General features: G+C 70.8%; 11 protein-coding genes and 1 CRISPR repeat array. Of the genes, 8 read left to right on the top strand and 3 right to left on the bottom strand.

The window, feature by feature from the left end; all coding sequences use genetic code 11:
* The first annotated feature begins 466 nt into the window (after nucleotides 1-466).
* Genes casA through cas2e form a run of 7 tightly spaced genes read left to right on the top strand, consistent with a single transcriptional unit; the run spans nucleotide 467 to nucleotide 9,839 of the window.
* A complete protein-coding gene (gene casA, locus ABT112_RS21790; protein WP_351512001.1) occupies nucleotides 467-5,110 on the top strand; it encodes a type I-E CRISPR-associated protein Cse1/CasA in 4,644 nt (1,547 codons plus the stop codon).
* Entirely contained in the window at nucleotides 5,107-5,829 is a 723-nt protein-coding gene (gene casB, locus ABT112_RS21785; protein ID WP_351511999.1) for a type I-E CRISPR-associated protein Cse2/CasB, read from the top strand. The genes casA and casB overlap by 4 nt, the downstream gene beginning before the upstream one ends.
* Complete coding sequence (cas7e, locus tag ABT112_RS21780) at nucleotides 5,826-7,046, top strand: type I-E CRISPR-associated protein Cas7/Cse4/CasC (protein ID WP_351511997.1); 1,221 nt, start codon at nucleotides 5,826-5,828, stop codon at nucleotides 7,044-7,046. The genes casB and cas7e overlap by 4 nt, the downstream gene beginning before the upstream one ends.
* Nucleotides 7,043-7,771 (top strand): type I-E CRISPR-associated protein Cas5/CasD, encoded by a 729-nt coding sequence (gene cas5e, locus ABT112_RS21775; RefSeq protein ID WP_351511996.1) that lies wholly within the window; start codon nucleotides 7,043-7,045, stop codon nucleotides 7,769-7,771. Before cas7e ends, cas5e begins: the two co-directional genes overlap by 4 nt.
* 2 nt (nucleotides 7,772-7,773) lie before the next feature.
* On the top strand, nucleotides 7,774-8,478 hold the full coding sequence (gene cas6e, locus ABT112_RS21770; protein WP_351511994.1) for a type I-E CRISPR-associated protein Cas6/Cse3/CasE: 705 nt from the start codon (nucleotides 7,774-7,776) through the stop codon (nucleotides 8,476-8,478).
* A 3-nt stretch (nucleotides 8,479-8,481) separates the two neighbouring features.
* The gene (gene cas1e / locus ABT112_RS21765) at nucleotides 8,482-9,492 is read left to right on the top strand and encodes a type I-E CRISPR-associated endonuclease Cas1e (RefSeq protein WP_351511992.1); all 1,011 of its coding nucleotides are present in this window, start codon (nucleotides 8,482-8,484) and stop codon (nucleotides 9,490-9,492) included.
* A complete protein-coding gene (cas2e, locus tag ABT112_RS21760; protein ID WP_351511990.1) occupies nucleotides 9,489-9,839 on the top strand; it encodes a type I-E CRISPR-associated endoribonuclease Cas2e in 351 nt (116 codons plus the stop codon). The genes cas1e and cas2e overlap by 4 nt, the downstream gene beginning before the upstream one ends.
* Nucleotides 9,840-10,104: 265 nt before the next feature.
* A CRISPR array of direct repeats spans nucleotides 10,105-13,743; the repeat unit is 29 nt; unit sequence CCGCTCCCCGCACCCGCGGGGATGAGCCC.
* 408 nt (nucleotides 13,744-14,151) lie between these two features.
* Here the strand turns inward: cas2e and ABT112_RS21755 are convergent.
* Nucleotides 14,152-14,571 carry a hypothetical protein gene (locus tag ABT112_RS21755; RefSeq protein ID WP_351511988.1) on the bottom strand — a complete coding sequence of 140 codons (420 nt, stop codon included), beginning with the start codon at nucleotides 14,569-14,571 and terminating at the stop codon, nucleotides 14,152-14,154.
* 179 nt (nucleotides 14,572-14,750) lie between these two features.
* On the opposite strand from ABT112_RS21755, the gene murC reads away from it, so the two are divergent.
* Complete coding sequence (murC, locus tag ABT112_RS21750; RefSeq protein WP_351511986.1) at nucleotides 14,751-16,205, top strand: UDP-N-acetylmuramate--L-alanine ligase; 1,455 nt, start codon at nucleotides 14,751-14,753, stop codon at nucleotides 16,203-16,205.
* Here the strand turns inward: murC and ABT112_RS21745 are convergent.
* Nucleotides 16,202-17,605, bottom strand: coding sequence for a UDP-N-acetylmuramoyl-tripeptide--D-alanyl-D-alanine ligase (locus ABT112_RS21745; RefSeq protein ID WP_351511984.1), 1,404 nt, complete (start codon nucleotides 17,603-17,605; stop codon nucleotides 16,202-16,204). The genes murC and ABT112_RS21745 overlap by 4 nt on opposite strands.
* 32 nt (nucleotides 17,606-17,637) lie before the next feature.
* Nucleotides 17,638-18,126: a peptidase gene (locus tag ABT112_RS21740; protein ID WP_502975406.1), complete on the bottom strand. Its 489-nt coding sequence runs from the start codon at nucleotides 18,124-18,126 to the stop codon at nucleotides 17,638-17,640.
* Nucleotides 18,127-18,161: the final 35 nt, after the last annotated feature.

Raw genomic sequence — 18,161 nt, 5'->3', positions numbered from 1 at the left:
GCATGAGGGGCCGTCAGCAAGCTGACGGCCCCTCATGCAAGATCGAGGCTGGTGGGCGTATCCCCGCAGGTGTGGGGAGGGGCCAGGGCGGCCTGGCGCGTGGCGACTTGCAAGGGAACATCCGAATATGCTTCGGATCGGTGGACCTAGTTATTCACACCGGACTACCTTTATCCGCAGCGCCGGTCTAGCTTCAGTGGTGCGCAGAGCCTTTTGCCGGGTGAAGTATCCCGCGAATGCGGGAAGCAGGTGTTTCGCCGAATCGTACGCGATCCCGTGCCCGGCTATGTCCAGGCCTGCGTGGGTGGCACTGCCGGCCTCGTCGCCGCCCGCCGGATGCATCGGTCTAGCGCTTGCAGGCAATCTCCCTTCGTGTCGTGGCACGTTTTGATCACGAGAGACAAGCATTGATCAATCGTGTCGTATGCCCCGACCTGACAATCCAGGTTCCTGTTGAATAACCGCCGTGCATGACGAAGGGAACCCGCCCACAAACCTCGGTGACCGCTTGAGCGGCGCGGCCCGCACCGTGTGGGCCAAGCACGATCGGGCCACGGAGAAGTGGCTGCCGCTCTGGCGGCACATGGCGGACAGTGCCGCTGTCGCCGGGCTGCTCTGGGACCACTGGCTGCCGCGCAACGTGAAGAAGCTGGTCGCTGAGGCGTTCCCCGAGGGGGAGGCCGATGGTCGGCGGCTATGCGTGTGGCTGGCGGGGACGCATGACATCGGAAAGGCCACCCCTGCTTTCGCGTGCCAAGTGGACGATCTGGCCCATGTGATGAGTACCGCGGGCCTCGGCATACGGACGTGCAAGCAGTTCGGCGACGACCGTCGGATGGCACCGCATGGGCTGGCCGGACAGTTGCTGCTGCAGGAGTGGCTCGAGGAACGGCATGGCTGGACCCGCAGGGCTTCGGCGCAGTTCGCTGTGATGGCCGGCGGTCACCACGGCGTACCACCGGACCATGTGCAGATCCACAACCTCGACGCGCATCCCGAACTGTTGCGGACGCCGGGCCCGGCGGAGGCTGTCTGGCGGCGGGTGCAGAACGAACTGCTGGATACCTCTGCCGACGTCTTCGGGGTGGACGACCGGCTTGCCCACTGGCGAGGGGTAAAACTTCCCCAGCCGGTCCAGGTGCTGCTGACCGCGATCGTCATCGTGTGCGACTGGATCGCCAGCAATCCGGACCTTTTCCCGTACTTCCCCGAGGAGCATCCCCGGACTGACACCGAGCGGGTCACCGCGGCGTGGCAGGGGCTTCAGCTACCCGCACCGTGGTCACCGTCCGAACCACGGGAACAGGCAGCGGAGTTGTTCGCCGCGCGCTTCGATCTGCCGCCCGGTGCCGTGGTGCGGCCGGTGCAGGAGCAGGCACTCGCGATGGCCCGGGGCATGGAACAGCCGGGGATGCTGATCATCGAGGCGCCCATGGGGGAGGGGAAGACCGAGGCGGCACTCGCGGTGGCAGAGGTGTTCGCGGCTCGCTCGGGTGCGGGCGGATGCTACCTGGCCCTGCCCACGATGGCGACCAGCAATGCCATGTTCCCTCGGCTCCTGGACTGGCTCGACCGGCTCCCGACCCTCACGTCGCCGACTGCGGGGGAGACCTCGGCGGAGCGGCGTTCGGTCCTGCTGGCGCACGCGAAGGCGGCGCTCCAGGAGGACTATGCAGCCCTGATGCGCGAAAGCCACCGCACCATCGCCGCTGTGGACGCGTACGGTGAGGACGAACGTCCCGCGGGCGACGCGAAGTGCGCCTCCGCCGACCTCGTCGCGCACCAGTGGCTGAGGGGACGGAAGAAGGGCCTGCTCGCCTCGTTCGCCGTCGGGACGATCGACCAGTTACTGATGACCGGTCTCAAGAGCAGGCACCTCGCTCTTCGGCACTTGGCGATGGTCGGCAAGGTCGTCGTCATCGACGAAGTGCATGCCTATGACGCCTACATGAACACCTACCTCGACCGGGTGCTGTCGTGGTTGGGGGCATACCGGGTTCCCGTCGTGGTGCTGTCGGCGACGCTTCCAGCAGGCCGGCGAAGGGAGTTGGCGGAGGCGTACGCCGGGCAGAGCGCCGAGGCGCTCGACGGCGCCACCGACTATCCGCTGCTGACCGCCGTCGCCCCCGGTGCGGAGCCGGTGAAGGCGTCACCGGCGGCCTCTGGGCGCCGGACCGACGTGGTGGTGGAGCGCCTGGCGGATGACGAGACTGCGCTTGCGGATCGTCTTGTAGCCGAACTAGCCGACGGCGGATGTGCGTTGGTTGTCCGCAACACGGTCGACCGGGTGATGGAGACGGCCGCCTCCCTCAGGGCGAGGTTCGGTGCCGAGCACGTCACCGTCGCGCACGCGCGCTTCATCGATGTCGACCGAGCGCGCAAGGATGCCTCGCTGCTGAGCCGATTCGGACCACCGGACCGCGAGAGCAAGTCACCCCACCGTCCACGGGAAACACACATCGTCGTCGCGAGCCAGGTCGCCGAGCAGTCGCTGGATGTGGACTTCGATCTGCTGGTGACCGACCTGTGCCCCGTGGACCTGCTGCTCCAGCGAATGGGGCGGCTGCACCGCCACCCGCGCGGTGAGCAGCAGAGCGAACGTCCTCCGCGCCTGCGGCAGCCGCGCTGCCTGGTGACCGGAGTCGACTGGCGAACGGATCCCGCGCCCACGCCCGTCAAAGGCTCGCGCACGGTTTATGGTGCGTATCCGCTGCTCCGGTCGCTCGCCGTACTCACCCCGCACCTCGGAGAACCCGGGACGCCGGGCCGGCCGGTTCGGCTGCCGGAGGACATCAGCCCTCTCGTCCAGCGGGCGTACGGGGACGACGAACCCTGCCCGCCGCTCTGGGAGCAGACCGTTGTTCCCGCGCGGGCCTCTCACCACGAAGCCCGTGCCAAGCAGCAGCAGAAGGCGGAGGTCTTCCGGCTGGACGAGGTACGTAAGGCCGGGCGGCCTCTCATCGGCTGGATCGGCGCAGGCGTCGGTGACGCGGATGACAGCAGGGCCGGACGAGCGCAGGTCCGGGACAGCCGGGAGAGCCTGGAGGTCCTGGTCGTCATGCGCCGGGCCGACGGCACCCTGTGCACTCTGCCCTGGCTGGACAAGGGGCGCGGCGGTCTGGAACTGCCCACCGGCGCCGTACCGTCCGCGTGCGCCGCGCGGGCAGCCGCTGCGAGCGGTCTGCGACTGCCCTACCACTTCTCCTTCCCCGACAAGCTGGAGCAGGCCCTCGCCGAACTGGAAGAGCTGTACGTCCCCGCCTGGCAGGAGAAGGAGAGCCACTGGCTCGCCGGGGAGCTGATCCTCGCGCTCGACGAGGACTGTCGCACCCAGCTGGCGGGATGGCATCTGGCTTATGACCCCGACGAGGGACTGCTGGTGACACGCGAGGAACCGAGCAAGGGAAAGGAAGCGGCACCGGTGCCAGGGACGCCGTCCTTCAACCTGGCCCATCGCCCCTGGTTGCCCGTCCAGCTTGTCGACGGTTCGAAGCGTGAGCTTTCCCTGCTGGAGGTGTTCGACCAGGCACGCGACATCCGCCGGCTCGTCGGAGATCTGCCCACCCAGGATTTCGCCCTGACGCGACTGCTGCTGGCGATCCTCCACGACGCTCTCGACGTGTCGGGGACGGGCGCGGCACCGGCCGACATCGACGCATGGGAGGAGCTGTGGCTGTCCGAGACGCCGTACGCCGGTCTCGTGGCCGACTACCTCCACCGGCACCATGATCGCTTCGAACTGCTGCATTCCGAGCGTCCGTTCTTCCAGGTCGCCGGGTTGCGTACGGCCAAGGACGAGGTCTCCTCCCTCAACCGCGTCGTTGCCGACGTGCCCAATGGGGAACCGTTCTTCAGCATGCGCATGCCGGGGGTCGACGGGCTCGGCTGGGCAGAGGCGGCGCGTTGGCTGGTGCACGCCCAGGCGTTCGACCCCTCGGGCATCAAATCCGGCGCGGTGGACGACCCCCGGGTGAAGGCCGGCAAGGGCTACCCCCAGGGCGTGGCATGGGCGGGCACCCTCGGTGGCGTCCTTGTGGAGGCGGACAACCTCCACGAGACGCTGCTGCTCAACCTGGTGGCCGCGGACTCCACAGAGTTGCACGTGAACCAGGCCGACCGCCCGGCGTGGCGGGCCGAACCGTGCGGGCCGGCCGAGGCCGCCGACCTCGCGCAACGCCCTTACGGACTGCGGGACCTGTACACCTGGCAGTCCCGTCGTATCCGGCTGCACCATGATGCCGACGGTGTCCACGGCGTGGTGCTGGCGTACGGGGACCGCCTCGAACCGCACAACAGAATGCGGTACGAGCCGATGACGGGCTGGCGCCGCAGTCCGGCGCAGGAGAAAAAGCGTGGCGAAGGGCTCGTATACCTGCCGCAGGAACACGCCCCGTCGCGCATGGCCTGGCGCGGGATGGAGGGCCTCCTCACCGGCCGAGAGGCGGGGACAGATCAGGGCCAGGACGGCGCCAAGTACCTGCGGCCCGGGATCGTACAGTGGATCGCCCGGCTGACCTCCGAAGGGTTTCTCCCAAGCGGTTACCTGATCCGCACCCGCATCATCGGCGCGCGGTACGGCACCCAGCAATCGGTGATCGACGAGGTGGTGGACGACGGGGTCCTGATGCCCGTGGTGCTGCTCCACCGCGACGACCGACGCTACGGGCAGAAGGCCGTGGACGCCTTGAACGATGCGGAGAAGGCCGTCGGCATGCTCGCCGACCTCGCCACCGACCTCGCCCTGGCGTCCGGGGCCGACCCTCAGCCGCGCGGGGACACCGCCCGAGACCTGGGGTTCGGCACCCTCGACACCCATTACCGCCAATGGCTGCGGGACCTGGGCGCCGCCCCTGACCTGGAAGAGCACCGCGACCGCTGGAAGCGTCAGGTGCACAACATCGTCTGCGGTCTGGGCACCGGCCTGCTGGACGACGCCGGACTCGCCGCCTGGGAAGGACGCGTCGTGGAGACCCGTGGCGGACGGCGATGGCTGAACGACGCCGCGGCCGAGCTCCGCTTCAAACGACGCCTCAATGGGCTCCTGGCCACTGAGGATGACGGCCCGCCGGATCCACCGCCCGCCCAACCTCCCGTGGAGTCGCCGGTATGACCACCAGCCTTCCCGCCTCTGCCACGTCCGGTACGCGGCAGGCCCCCCTCGGTCCGGTCGGCACCGCTGTCCACCAGCGCATCACGTGGCTGCAGCGCGGCTACCTGGACGACCGCAGCGACGCCGTGTGCACGTTGGCCCGGCTGCGGCGCGGCATCGGCCGACCCGCCGGTGAGACCGCAGACCTGTGGGGCCTCATCGGCACCGAGCCCCTCCACGAGCGGTATGAGCGCCGTGAATGGTCCGAGGACGCCCTGCGTCAGGCTGAGGAGGCGGCGCACGCAGCCGTCACCCTGTGGTCGCTCCACCAGCAGTCCCACCACACCGCTCGTATGCACCGCAGGCCCGGCCCTGAACTCGGCGCCGCCGTGCGTCGGCTGGCCCCCGGTGCCGAGATCGACGAGCCGACGCGCAAACGCTTCGTCCGGGCGGGCACGGCGGCCACCCCCGTGGTGCTCTCCGGGAGGCTGCGCGAGCTCGTCCTCCTGCTGCGCCGCGAGGCCGTCCCGCTCGACTACGGACTGCTGGCCGACCAGCTGTACCTGTGGCAGAGCCCCGGCGGACCCCAGTCAGTACGCCGCTCCTGGGGGCGTTCCTACCTCGCCGCCCCACGGGCCGCTGCCGGCAACGGCTCGGCGCCAGCGGGGCCGGACGCGCCGGACGGCGGCAGCGGCCCGCACGACCCTGACACGACCACCCCGGAGGACGACACCCCGTGAGCCGCACCATCCTCGACGTACACGTGCTGCAGACCGTGCCGCCGAGCAACCTCAACCGCGACGACACCGGTACTCCGAAGACCGCGGTCTACGGCGGTGTCCGCCGCGCCCGCGTCTCCAGCCAGGCATGGAAGAGGGCGACACGACGAGCATTCCAGGATCTGCTCGACCCGGACGAACTCGGCGTTCGTACCCGCCGGGTCGCCGAGCTTCTGGCCGGGCGTATCACTGCTGTGGAAGCTTCGTTGGACGGTGCCGCGGCTATGGCGCTGGCCGCCGAAACGCTCTACGCCGCGACGGGTTCAAAGATCGAGGTTCCGCGCCGGAAGGCCGAGAGCGCGAAGAAGAAGGGCGAGCCGGAGCCGCCGCCGGAGTCCTCGTACCTGATGTTTCTCAGCTCGCGCCAGATCGACGGCCTGGCTCGCCTCGCGGTCGAGGGAGCCGATGACATCAAGGCGTACCTGAAGGTCAAGGAGAACAAGACCAAGGCCCGGGGAATCGCCGACACCCGACACTCGGTGGACATCGCGCTGTTCGGACGAATGGTCGCCGACTCCGCCGACATCAACGTCGACGCCGCGGCCCAGGTCGCGCACGCCATCAGCGTCCACCAGGTCGAGAACGAGTCCGACTACTTCACCGCGGTGGACGACCAGAACGAGAAGGAGGAGGAATCCGGTGCCGGCATGATCGGCACGGTCGACTTCAACTCGGCGACGCTCTACCGCTACGCCGCTCTCGACGTCGACCGGCTACGCGACAACCTCGGTGTCGGCCGGCGCACCGATCAGCCGCTGGACGAGCCGGTACGCAGGGCGGTGCGGGCCTTCCTGCAAGGCTTCGTGGCCTCCATGCCCACCGGCAAGATCAACACGTTCGGCAACCACACCCTCCCCGAAGCCGTGATCGTCAGCCTCCGCTCGGCCAGGCCCATCAGCTTCGTCTCCGCCTTCGAGGAGCCCGTCGTCGCCCCCATGGGCTCCGGCGGCCATCTGCGCGGTGCCTGCGCCCAGTTGCTCGCGCACGTCTCCGACATCGAGAAGGCGTACGAAGTCACCGGCGACAGGAGCTGGGTGCTCAGGGCGGGGGCGGCGACCGAGCCGCTGGCGGCACTCGGCACCGCGGTCACCATCGGCGGACTGCTCGACGAGGTAGGCGACGCCGTCTCCGAGCGGCTGGCGGGGCAGGCGCCCGAGGGCCGGGACCGTCCCGCATGAGCGAACGCACCGCCGTCCTGACGCTGCGCCTCGCGGGCCCGCTCCAGTCCTGGGGCGCGTCGTCGCGCTTCGAGCGGCGCACGACGGAGCGCACGCCAACCAAGAGCGGCGTGCTCGGGCTGCTCGCCGCGGCCCAGGGCCGTGACCGCGGCGCGGACCTTTCCGACCTCGCCGCGCTCACGTTCGCCGTCCGGCTCGATCAGCCGGGCACCCGCGTCCGCGACTACCAGACCGCACATCACGGCGACACCGGCAAGTCCATGCCGGTCTCCGAACGCTTCTACCTCTCCGACGCGGTCTTCGTCGTCGCCGTCGAGGGCGGTGAAGCGTTGATCGGCGCCCTGTACGCGGCGGTGCGGTCTCCGACGTTCCTGCCGTTCCTCGGCCGCCGCTCTTGCCCGCCGTCTCGCCCGATCGACCTGGGCGTCCATCGCGGCGGTCTGTGGCGGGCGTTGGGGTCCGAGCCCTGGCAGGCATCCGCCTGGTTCCAGCGCCGCCGTGTCCGCGAGCGACGCGTCGAACTCGAAGTGATCGCCGACCTCGTCGCCGGTGACGGCCCAGGCGAGGCGATTCGGGACCAGCCGCTCAGCTTCGACCCGCGCCACCGCAGGTACGGACTGCGCAATGTCCACTCAAGTGCCGTCACCGTCGCCAATCCACTGAGCACGTCCCGCAGGACTTCCCTACCGTCGCAACACGATCCGATGGGGCTACTGGAAGACTGACCATGTTCCTGACCCGATTCCGTCTCAACACCGCGCGCATGGGCGCCCGCCGGCTGGTCGCCTCACCGCAGAGCCTGCACGCGGCCGTCATGGCGTCCTTCGCGGAGAAGCCCGACCACCAGGGCGACGGCCCCCGGGTGCTGTGGCGCCTGGACCAACAGTCCCGCAGTGAAGTGCTGCTCTATGTCGTCAGCCCCGACCGGCCCGACCTCACCCATCTGGTGGAGCAGGCAGGCTGGCCGACGACGGGCGGTTGGCAGACGAAGCCGTACGGGCCCTTTCTCGCCCGCCTCGCAGCCGACGACACCTGGGCCTTCCGGCTCACCGCGAACCCCGTGCACAGCATCCGGCGGCACGACGCCGAGCCGACCAAGCGCACCGTGCACGTCACCCCACGCCATCAGCTGGACTGGCTGCTCAAACGGCAGACAGACGCCGGTTTCGAGATCGTGGAGAAGACAGCGCGCCGGCCGGACGGCATTCCCGACGCCTGGCACGAGGTCGTCGTCCACAACCGCAGCGACCTCGCCTTCCGCAAGAGGAACGAGTCGGACGCCCGCGCGCACAAGGTGACGCTGACCCGCGTCACCTACGACGGCCGCCTCCGCGTCCTCGATCCCCATGCGCTCCGCCGCACCCTCACCTCCGGTCTCGGCAAGGCCAAGGCGTACGGCTGCGGGCTCATGACCCTGGCCCCGGCGGAGTAGCCGATGACCACGATCAGCCGGCGACCTGCTTCCAGTCCGCGACAGCTCACCCGCGTCGGTGACCGCCTGTCCTTCGTCTACCTCGAACGCTGTGTGGTGCACCGCGATGCCAACGCCATCACCGCCGAGGACGCAGAGGGAGTTCGCCACATCCCGTCGGCGACGATCGGCACGCTGCTCCTTGGCCCGGGCACGCGGATCACCCACCAGGCCATGGCGGTGCTCGGTGAGAGCGGCGCCGTGGTCGTATGGGTGGGCGAGAACGGCGTACGCTTCTACGCCGGCGGCCGGGCGCTGACCCGCTCCTCCGCTCTCGTGGAAGCCCAGGCCGTCGCCTGGGCGAATCAGCGGGCCCGACTCAATGTGGCCAGGGCCATGTACCGGCTCCGCTTTCCCGATGAGGATCCGGCCGGGTGCACCCGCCGCCAACTCCTTGGCCGTGAGGGCGATCGGGTAAAGCGTTGTTACGCGGAGCAGGCCGCCCGTACCGGTGTTCCCTGGCGCGGCCGCCGGTTCACCCCTGGCGACTTCAGCTCCGGTGACGCCCCGAACCAAGCGATCACAGCCGCTGCACAGTGCATGTACGGCATCGCCCAGACCGTGGTCGCGGCGCTGGGCTGCAGTCCAGGGCTCGGTTTTGTCCACTCGGGCCACGAACTGTCCTTCGTTCTCGACGTGGCCGACTTCTACAAGACGGACATCGGCATTCCCGTCGCCTTCGAGGTTGCCGCGGAAGGCCCGGAAGACATCGGCTCCCGAACGCGACGAGCGCTGCGTGACCGCATCAACACCACCGGGCTGCTCGACCGGTGCGTGCGCGATATCCAGATGCTGCTTGCTCCCGCAGGCGTCGACCTGCCGGACGACGGTGATCATGTCACCCTCCTGTCAGACCGGGGCACCGAGGTGGCCGCCGGCCGCAACTATGGCGACCACGGAGATGGTCAGGGCGACACCTTGACTCAGGATGTCGGGGTGCAGGACACCCTCGCGCGGGACGGCGTGATCTGGTGACGGTCATCGTCCTCACCCACTGCCCGGTCGGCCTGCGCGGCTTCCTTACCCGCTGGCTCCTGGAAATCTCGCCCGGTGTCTTCCTGGGCAGTCCGTCCGCCCGCATTCGCGACATCCTGTGGGACGAGGTTCGGCAGTACGCTGGAAACGGCCGCGCATTGCTCGCCTACTCCACCAACTCCGAACAGGGCTACGCCTTCCGCACCCACGACCACAAATGGCATCCCGTCGACCATGAGGGCCTCACCCTCATCTTCCGTCCTTCAGACCGCCCTGCTCGCTCGTCACCCACTTCAGGCTGGAGCAAGGCGTCCAAGCGCCGTCGCTTTGGCAACCGGGCGCCGTAGCTTCTTCGTCAGCGGAGTGACCTTCCGGCCATGTATGCGCGGATGGCCCGTACCGCCGACGGCTGTGTGGTGGGGGCCGCTGCGTCGTGAGTCTGGCGAGTTCGGGTTTCGGCGCTTGGTGGCTTGTACGCCGCTGTCGTCGTCCGTCCCGGGTGAATGCCGGGCACTTGGAACTGACCCCACTTCCCTTTTGTCCCGTATGTGCTTTTCTCTCATCCTTGCTGAAACAAGCGTCGCCCCTTGATAAAAGTGCAGCTCACGAAGACCGCTCCCCGCACCCGCGGGGATGAGCCCGCGCCCGACCGGACGCCGACATCGTCCCCATGCCGCTCCCCGCACCCGCGGGGATGAGCCCGGGGGTTCGGCGAGGAGGACTGCGAGGATTTCCCGCTCCCCGCACCCGCGGGGATGAGCCCTGCCGCGCCCGCATCAGGCGGCGCCGAACAGGCCGCTCCCCGCACCCGCGGGGATGAGCCCGACCAGCCTGCCGTAGGTGTGCCCGAGGGACACCGCTCCCCGCACCCGCGGGGATGAGCCCAACGACCAGCGGAAGTACGCCACCACCTGACCACCGCTCCCCGCACCCGCGGGGATGAGCCCGACTACCAGCCCCAGTGGTTCGCCGAAGAGCACCGCTCCCCGCACCCGCGGGGATGAGCCCATCGACGCGAACACCACCTCGTCCCAGATGGACCGCTCCCCGCACCCGCGGGGATGAGCCCGTGCCTGCCGCTCCGGGCCCGGAGTGAACTCGCCGCTCCCCGCACCCGCGGGGATGAGCCCAGGTTGCCCGGCACACCGAACTTGGACTGCGGCCGCTCCCCGCACCCGCGGGGATGAGCCCTGGACCGGGTTGGATTCCTTCTCCGTGGAGATCCGCTCCCCGCACCCGCGGGGATGAGCCCTGGCCGGAGCCGACACCGACAGCAGCCGCGCCCCGCTCCCCGCACCCGCGGGGATGAGCCCGCCTCGGTCAGCTCGGCGGGGTGCCCGGCGGGCCGCTCCCCGCACCCGCGGGGATGAGCCCCACAACGCCCTGACCGTGCAGCCCGGTGTCCTCCGCTCCCCGCACCCGCGGGGATGAGCCCCCAGGCGGGTATATCGGCGAGTCCACGAGCAGCCGCTCCCCGCACCCGCGGGGATGAGCCCGTGCAACTAACGGTTTCCCGTTCGACCCGAAGCCGCTCCCCGCACCCGCGGGGATGAGCCCATCGCCCAGATGATGGCGCTCAAGGCTGTCGGCCGCTCCCCGCACCCGCGGGGATGAGCCCGTCGTCATGTCCGTCGAGCAACTGCCCGAAGGCCGCTCCCCGCACCCGCGGGGATGAGCCCAGATGGGGCGCCCCGAGGTCGCCGACTGCATCCCGCTCCCCGCACCCGCGGGGATGAGCCCGACCGCGGCCGGCAGGTCCCGAAGAAGGTCGGCCGCTCCCCGCACCCGCGGGGATGAGCCCCAGGTCAACCCGCGGGAGAAGTTCGGCACCGACCGCTCCCCGCACCCGCGGGGATGAGCCCTGCGAAGGCCCGGTTCGGGACTTCGGGAGGGTCCGCTCCCCGCACCCGCGGGGATGAGCCCTGCGAAGGCCCGGTTCGGGACTTCGGGAGGGTCCGCTCCCCGCACCCGCGGGGATGAGCCCATGCGGATCATCCAGGTGTGACCGACCCCGTTCCGCTCCCCGCACCCGCGGGGATGAGCCCAGGACGCCGTCCGCGGTGATGTGGCAGGACACCCGCTCCCCGCACCCGCGGGGATGAGCCCTTGGCCAGGGCTTCGTGGACGTCGTCGTTGACCCGCTCCCCGCACCCGCGGGGATGAGCCCCCATCGGGCAACGCCTCGACAGCCTCGGCGTCCCGCTCCCCGCACCCGCGGGGATGAGCCCTGCGAAGGCCCGGTTCGGGACTTCGGGAGGGTCCGCTCCCCGCACCCGCGGGGATGAGCCTCACCCTGACGCGGGCGCGGAAGCTGACAAGTACCGCTCCCCGCACCCGCGGGGATGAGCCCTTGTGCGGGTCGCGCCCGCCGGTGCGGTCGGCCCGCTCCCCGCACCCGCGGGGATGAGCCCGTCGGTGACTCGATGCTCAAGAACGACTGGGTCCGCTCCCCGCACCCGCGGGGATGAGCCCGAGGCAGACGACACCATCGACACGGTCACGGGACACGGTCACGGCCGCTCCCCGCACCCGCGGGGATGAGCCCCCACAGCATCTTGGTGTCCGGCGTAGACCACGCCGCTCCCCGCACCCGCGGGGATGAGCCCTCGCGCAGTCGCGCTTCCGCCCCCTTCGGCAGCCGCTCCCCGCACCCGCGGGGATGAGCCCGTGGCGCCGCTGTACGCGTCGGTGATCTGACACTGCTCCCCGCACCCGCGGGGATGAGCCCGTGGACGACCTGGTGCGGTGGCTCGGCGAGCACCGCTCCCCGCACCCGCGGGGATGAGCCCGCCTCGCTACTCGCGGCGCGCTCGTAGTCCTCCCGCTCCCCGCACCCGCGGGGATGAGCCCCACCCGGCCATCACCGACAGTCTGTTCAAGGTCCGCTCCCCGCACCCGCGGGGATGAGCCCCCGAGCGACCTGGTGAAGGAGACCCTCGACCGCCGCTCCCCGCACCCGCGGGGATGAGCCCAGGACGACCACTCCGACCAGGAGCAGCGCGGTCCGCTCCCCGCACCCGCGGGGATGAGCCCGCGGCGAACTCCCGCCCTCCGAGGAGGAGCGCCGCTCCCCGCACCCGCGGGGATGAGCCCCCGGTGATCCCGCGCGCCGCGAACCGGTTGAGCCGCTCCCCGCACCCGCGGGGATGAGCCCGAATAAGGAGCACGCACTCATGGCCAACAACACCGCTCCCCGCACCCGCGGGGATGAGCCCGAACCGCCGGTGTCCCGGGCGGCGGCCCTCATCCGCTCCCCGCACCCGCGGGGATGAGCCCCGCAGGAGTGGTCTGTCGTCCGAGGCGCGCTGCCGCTCCCCGCACCCGCGGGGATGAGCCCTGCTGGTCCTCGTCGAGGCGGCGGCGCAGCGTCCGCTCCCCGCACCCGCGGGGATGAGCCCGTGGCGCCGGCGCCGGGCCCTTCGGTCTCGAGCCGCTCCCCGCACCCGCGGGGATGAGCCCGACAGGCAGCGAGACCCCCGCGCCGCCATCCGCCGCTCCCCGCACCCGCGGGGATGAGCCCGAGGCTCTCCGCGCCCAACTCGACCGCATGCGCCGCTCCCCGCACCCGCGGGGATGAGCCCGGCCCCCGACGGTGCGCGCGTGCTGGGCGAGGCCGCTCCCCGCACCCGCGGGGATGAGCCCGTCACCGTGCCGTACCCCGTTCTGTCCGACGTCCGCTCCCCGCACCCGCGGGGATGAGCCCTGCTCATGCTGGTCGAGCAGCTCCGCGGATCCCCGCTCCCCGCACCCGCGGGGATGAGCCCCACGCGGGGGGCGGGGACCCGGCGGTCTTGGACCGCTCCCCGCACCCGCGGGGATGAGACCGAGTCGGTCACCAGCTCCACCACGCTCCAGGACCGCTCCCCGCACCCGCGGGGATGAGCCCGGCCCCGCGCAGCACACGGCACCGACCAGCAGCCGCTCCCCGCACCCGCGGGGATGAGCCCCAGGCCCGGTACGAGCGGGAGGAGAAGGAGCGCCGCTCCCCGCACCCGCGGGGATGAGCCCAAGGGCGGGGTCGGCAAGACGACGACGGCCGTCCCCTCCCCGCACCCGCGGGGATGAGCCCACCCGCGAATGGCTGCTCTCACAGCTCGGCCGCCGCTCCCCGCACCGGCGGGGATGAGCCCACGTGGACCCGCACATGGTGGCTGCGTGGATCCGCTCCCCGCACCCGCGGGGATGAGCCCTTGATCCCGTACCAAGGTGCGGTGACGCACAGCCGCTCCCCGCACCCGCGGGGATGACCCCAGGCCGGAGGCCAGCAGCATCAGCCACGACTGCCGCTCTCGCACTCGGACTGGGTGCGGGCATACGTCGTCCGTTGTGGGCGGCTTCGGCCGCGTCGTCCCGGGCCTGCGTTGGTCCGGCAAGGCCACCGTCGAGACAGCGGAGGGCGAGTTCGGCCAGTACTACGGGCTGAGGTCCCTGCCGCTGTGCTGTAGCGCTGCCGGGAGTCCGCAGCCAGCGCGAGTGGCTGCGGACTCCTGTCCGTTGTGGGCCTGGTCAGCAAACCCTGGCGAACGGGTCATGGTTCCGTCACCGAGGTAGCCCGCCGCGGGGTTGGCCGCGAGCAAGGCGGACAGGGATGGGTCGGCCTCGTGGCGGCCAGGCTGTCTATGTCGCCGGTGACGCGTCGTCTGGGGTGTGACCTGGTGCTCAGGCCAGGGCTTTCGACCTGGGCTTGCCATCAGATGGTGCTGAGGCCAAGGCCAATGCAGACCGTAGGAGTTGGCCTGCGTATTCCTCTGGTGGGAGGTTGGACGCCTTGGACTGTTGCAGCAGTGCCGCGTGTTCCCGTGGTTGCAGTGGTACGCGCAGGACCGGGCAGCGGGTGAGCTGGAGGCTCTGCGGCGTGCAGGGCTGTCCGAGGTGTTCGGACAGGAGGTCGGCGAGGAGCTGGTGGACCGGTGGTCGTGGTTTCTCGCCGCAGCGCAGCCAGCGGCCGACCCTGGTGTGGTCGACGGCGATACCTGTGTAGCCGAGCTTCGCGGCGTGTTTGTTGAGCCGCCGGGCGGTCTCGCTGTTGCTCCAGCCCGCGGCCGAGAGTGCCAGGGCGAGCGCGTAGTTGAGTGGCACGTTGGGTCTCCCGTTGCCGGTGTGGCGGTAGCGCAGTCGTGGTTGGGGGTGCGAAGGGTTTCGCACCCCTGCAGGTGCTGGCAGTGCCCGAGGCCGGGCCGGGACCGTGGTGGGCGGCGCCCGGGATGCGGGTGCCTCCGCATGCGGGGCGGCTCGCGTCGCCCGGAGGAGGTCGTTTCATGTGTGAGACCGCAGTGCCGAAGGATTCCCCGACGCCGTCGCCGACAGGCCCGGCCGACCTGCGCCGCGCCCACTTCGTGGGCATCGCAGGTATGGGCATGCTGCCGCTGGCCCGCCTGTGCCTCGAACGCGGCCACATCGTGTCCGGCAGCGACGCCAGGCACACCGAGGCGCTCGAGGTCCTGGCATCGATGGGAGCGACGGTGCACCGCCGGCACGCGGCCGGGCATGTGCCGGCGGACGCGACTGCCGTGGTGTTCACGTCCGCGATCGGCCGAGAGAACCCGGAGATCGCCCAGGCACGCAGGCTCGGTATCCCCCTGGTGCACCGTTCGCAGGCGCTGAACGAGCTCATGGTCGGCCGGACCGCGGTCGGGGTGACCGGCACCCACGGCAAGACCAGCACCACCGGCATGATCGCCACAGCGCTGAGCCGGATGGGGCATGACCCCTCCTACGCGCTGGGCGGCGACCTGAACGGCCCCGCCAGCGGAAGCCGGCTGGGTGCAGGAGCGGTGATGGTGGCCGAGGTCGATGAGTCCGACCGCAGCCTCCTGGCCGTGTCCGTGAACGTCGCCGTGATCACAGACCTCGAGCACGACCACCCGGAGACCTACGCCGACGTGGCGGAACACGTCAACGCCTACGCCGCGTTCGTGGCGGGCATGCGGCGCGACGGAACGGTGGTGCTCAACGCCGACCGCCCGGCCAGCCGCGACTTGGCCCGGCGACTGGCCACCGACTGCAGAGGGCTGCGGCTGATCACCTTCGGACAAGCCGACGACGCCGACTACCGCATCAGCAATCCGAGCAGCGGCCCGGAGGGGGCCAGGGCGACGCTGACGGTCCCGGGCGGCCGCGAGCTCCCGCTGCGCCTGACCGTCCCCGGGGTGCATCAGCTCCGCAATGCGGCCGCCGCGGTGGCGGCCGCATGTGCCACGGGGGTGGATGCGGCCGTGATGGTGCGAGCGCTGGCCGGGTTCGCTGGAGTGGAGCGCAGATTCAGTGCGCTGGGCACCGCGGCGGGTGTGCAGGTCTACGCCTCCTACGCTCATCACCCCACGGCGGTTGCCGCGGACCTGGCCGGCGCCCGGTCCGTGGCCGGGGCGGGGCGGGCCCTGGCGGTGTTCCAGCCTGCCTCGCAGGCCCGGCTGGCGGTGTTCTGCGAGGGCTTCGGGACCGCGTTGGCCGGCGCCGATCAGGTTGTGATCACCGGGAACGTCCCGGCGCTCCACCCGGCCGTGCTGCAGGATCTGGCTGCGGCCGTCAGGAGAGCCGGTGGTGAGCCGGCCGGGCTGGAGGTTGAGCGTTCGGCCGCGGCGCAGTCCGTCGCCGCGGCCGCCCGGCCGGGTGATGTGATCGTGCTGATCGGCACCGGTGACCTGGCCGAGGAGGGCCGAAGTGTCGTGGACCGCTTGGCCCGGACCGCTGGTTGTGGTGTGAGCGCGGCCTAACCGGCTGCGGGTTCGGCGTCCGGCTGCAGCAGCTTGTCGGCCAGCTGCTGCAGCTGGACACTCCGGCTGGCCTTGACCAGGACCACGTCTCCGGTACGCAAAGTGGAGCGCAGCAGGGCCAGGGCGGTGTCCTGGTCGGGGAGGTGAAGGGCTGCTGCGGCTCCGGCGCTGGTTGCGGCCTGCTGCATCCACTGGGCTTCCTCCCCTCCGATCGCGATGAACTGGTCCAGGCCGAGCTCGGCAACCATGTGGCCCACCCCTTCGTGCGCGGATCGGGAGTCGGCGCCGAGCTCGTTCATGTGCCCGAGGACGGCGACGGTGCGCCGGTCGCGGCCGCGACCGATCGCGGCGAGGGCTTTGAGGGACTCGTGCATGGAATCGGGGTTGGCGTTGTAGGCATCGTTGATGACCGTCACGCCGTCGGCGAGCTCGTGGACCTCCATGCGCCAGCGGGACTGCACGGTGGCCTGTCCGAGCAGGGACGCGGTCTGCTGCGGGGTCAGGCCGGCTTCCCGGGCGACCGCCGCTGCGGCGAGGGCGTTGGAGACGTGGTGGCCGCCGACGAGCTGGAGCTCCACCGGTGCGGTGCCTTCGGGGGTGAGAAGGGTGAAGGTGGGCTGTCCGAAGTCGTTGAGCTGGACATCACGGGCACGCACCGTGGCGTCGGCCCGCTGGCCGAAGGTGACGATGCGGCCCAGTGTGCGCGGTGCCATGGCCCGGACGAGGGGGTCGTCGGCGTTGAGGACGGCGAGTCCGCCGGGCGGGAGGGCCTCGATGAGTTCGCCCTTGGCCTGGGCGATGTTCTGGCGGCCTCCGAACTCGCCGACGTGAGCGGTGCCGACGTTGAGGACGACGGAGATGTCCGGGCGGGCGATCTCGGTCAGGTCGCGGATGTGACCCACGCCGCGGGCTCCCATCTCCAGCACCAGGTAGCGGGTGGTGGCGTCTGCCCTGGTCACGGTCACGGGCAGACCGATCTCGTTGTTGAAGCTCTGGTGGGTCGCGACGGTCGGGCCTGCGACGGTCAGCAGATGGGCGATGAGGTCCTTGGTGGAGGTCTTGCCTGCGGATCCGGTGACTGCGACCACCTGCGTGCCGGTCAGCTGCCGGGCGAGGTGCCGGGCGAGCAGAGCGAAGGCGGCGAGGACGTCCGGGACGATGACGGCGGGTACGCCGACCTGCCGGTTCGCGAGGATCGCCACGGCGCCGCGAGCGGCTGCCGCAGGGGCGTGGTCATGGCCGTCGCCCGTATTGCCGGCCAGGGCCACGAACAGGCTGCCGGGCGTGGCCTCGCGGGAGTCGAACACCACCGGGGCGGACACGATCGAATCGGGGTCGGGAACATCGGCCAGCCGGCCGTTGCAGACGCGGGCGATCTGCGCCACAGACATGGGAAGCACGAGAAGGTTTCCTTCCTGTTCGGGGTGTTTTGTCAGGACGCTACGGGCCGGGTGGTCGCGTATCCGCCCGGCGTGCCGTTGACGGTCACCGTGAGGTCCAGGGCGATGCCGCGGGCGCCGAAGAAGCGTCCGAACTCGGCGACGGGCAGCCGGGCTCTGCGGGTCTGCTCGGTGTGCCCGGAGGGGTTGTTGTAGAGGATCGAACCGTCCTGGTGACCGATGGCCAGCACCAGATGGCCGCCCCGGCGCGGGGGAGTATGGTCCGGACGCCGGATCTCCTTGGAGACCGACGCCATCACCATCTGGCCTCGCTCCAACAGGTCCACGAGGGAGTCCAGGGGCAGTTCGCGGTGCACCGTGGCCGGCAGGCCGTGGCATTCGTCCGCGTACTGCGTGAACGGCGCGTAGATCAGCCCTTTGATCTCCCCACCCCCGGCGGTGGTGTAGGCGCCGTAGGGCCGCGCGCCGGCCAGGAGTTGGAAGAGGCTGGGGGCCTGGCCATCGCGGTGCAGCAAGACCATCCGCAGGCACGCCATACCGCACAGATGCCGGCACC

The organism is Streptomyces sp. NPDC002055 (assembly GCF_040296705.1).
Classification (GTDB): domain Bacteria; phylum Actinomycetota; class Actinomycetes; order Streptomycetales; family Streptomycetaceae; genus Streptomyces.
Note: the sequence above shows the minus strand (reverse complement) of the source record. Positions and strands in the feature narration are given on the sequence as shown.

Coding starts and splice junctions, on each gene's coding strand:
- casB (WP_351511999.1), top strand. CDS start 5,107: ATGACCACCAGCCTTCCCGCCTCTGCCACGTCCGGTACGCGGCAGGCC.
- cas1e (WP_351511992.1), top strand. CDS start 8,482: ATGACCACGATCAGCCGGCGACCTGCTTCCAGTCCGCGACAGCTCACC.
- cas5e (WP_351511996.1), top strand. CDS start 7,043: ATGAGCGAACGCACCGCCGTCCTGACGCTGCGCCTCGCGGGCCCGCTC.
- ABT112_RS21740 (WP_502975406.1), bottom strand. CDS start 18,126: ATGGTCTTGCTGCACCGCGATGGCCAGGCCCCCAGCCTCTTCCAACTC.
- murC (WP_351511986.1), top strand. CDS start 14,751: ATGTGTGAGACCGCAGTGCCGAAGGATTCCCCGACGCCGTCGCCGACA.
- cas6e (WP_351511994.1), top strand. CDS start 7,774: ATGTTCCTGACCCGATTCCGTCTCAACACCGCGCGCATGGGCGCCCGC.